The 1,181-nt window shown below is 27.1% G+C and carries 1 pseudogene; it reads right to left on the bottom strand.

The features are described from left to right. Positions 1-786: 786 nt before the first annotated feature. Positions 787-1,181, bottom strand: a pseudogene (locus CHF27_RS14540) (hypothetical protein); the annotation flags it as partial.

A 1,181-nucleotide genomic window follows, 5' to 3' on the forward strand; every position in this document is an offset into this window, starting at 1 on the left:
TGAATGGCTATCCTCAAAAGCTACGAACACGTATGAGCGAATAATATACGTAGCATACTTGATATGAAATATGATGTTTGCGAAGTATTTTAGTAGCGAGTCGTGTTCGTGCGTTGATGATTAGTCAGAGGGGCATAGCCGATAGGCTCATCTTTTCGTATACCAACCAAACTAACTAGAAAACAACCAACTTTAAGATTACAAGAAAACTATGATTGTAGGAGGGTCTTGAGTTAGCGATTGTAGTGAAAATCCTTTTTAGCGTTCTTTGCTAAAAAGATTGTAGCGTAAAGCGCGGTGGCGATAGCCAAACTCCATAAGTCTCAAAATTAGGTATAGCAATAACAGTATATATATCAATATAACCTTATAATTAAAAATCTTAATACTAAAAAATAATATTATTATAATCACTATGACTAGCTATTGAAATAATATTCTAAATGACACTTTCAAACTAATTAATAACTTAAAATTTAATTAGAAATATATCTAAAATAAAATTATCTATAATAACCAATGCACTAGGTTTTTAGTCTGGCATCACAGTTTATAGCGCTTTTTTGCTATAATCTGTGAGGTCAGACTAGACCCCAAAGTTTTTGACCCCAACATATAAATAAAGATAGTTGATATAGGAGTGTTTTTTGCTCCTACTTCAACTATCTTCCTATTATTTTAAATATGTATTAAAAACCGTGTTTTTTTGAAAACAAAAAAAGAGTAAAAACTTTTTAATTATTACTCTCTTTATTCTCAATATATAAAAATTATTAATATAAATCTTTAGTTTCTTCTAATAATTTTTTTGACTTTATTTTTAATTTCTGTATTTACATTATCGTCTGAAGATATTTTTTTAAGTTCATTGTATAAAGATGATATCTGATCTTGTGAAAGTGTTGTTTTTATTGAAGGGTCAATGTGTTCTATTACATATTTTATATCATAGTCAATAAAATTAGATATGTCTTCTAAATTATTACTTAAAAATTTTAAATTTTCATATGATATAGTATCAGAACCTTTTCCATTTTGTAATAAATATTCACTAAGCTGGTAATCCTGGTTTACTACATCAAAATACTGACCTGCAGGATACATTATATCTTTTTTAGAATTTAGATACTCAATAAGTTTAATTTGTTTTATTAATTTGTCTTTTTCTGTTAGGTTGTTGT

It is taken from the genome of Romboutsia maritimum (genome assembly GCF_002251085.2).
GTDB lineage: Bacteria > Bacillota > Clostridia > Peptostreptococcales > Peptostreptococcaceae > Romboutsia_B > Romboutsia_B maritimum.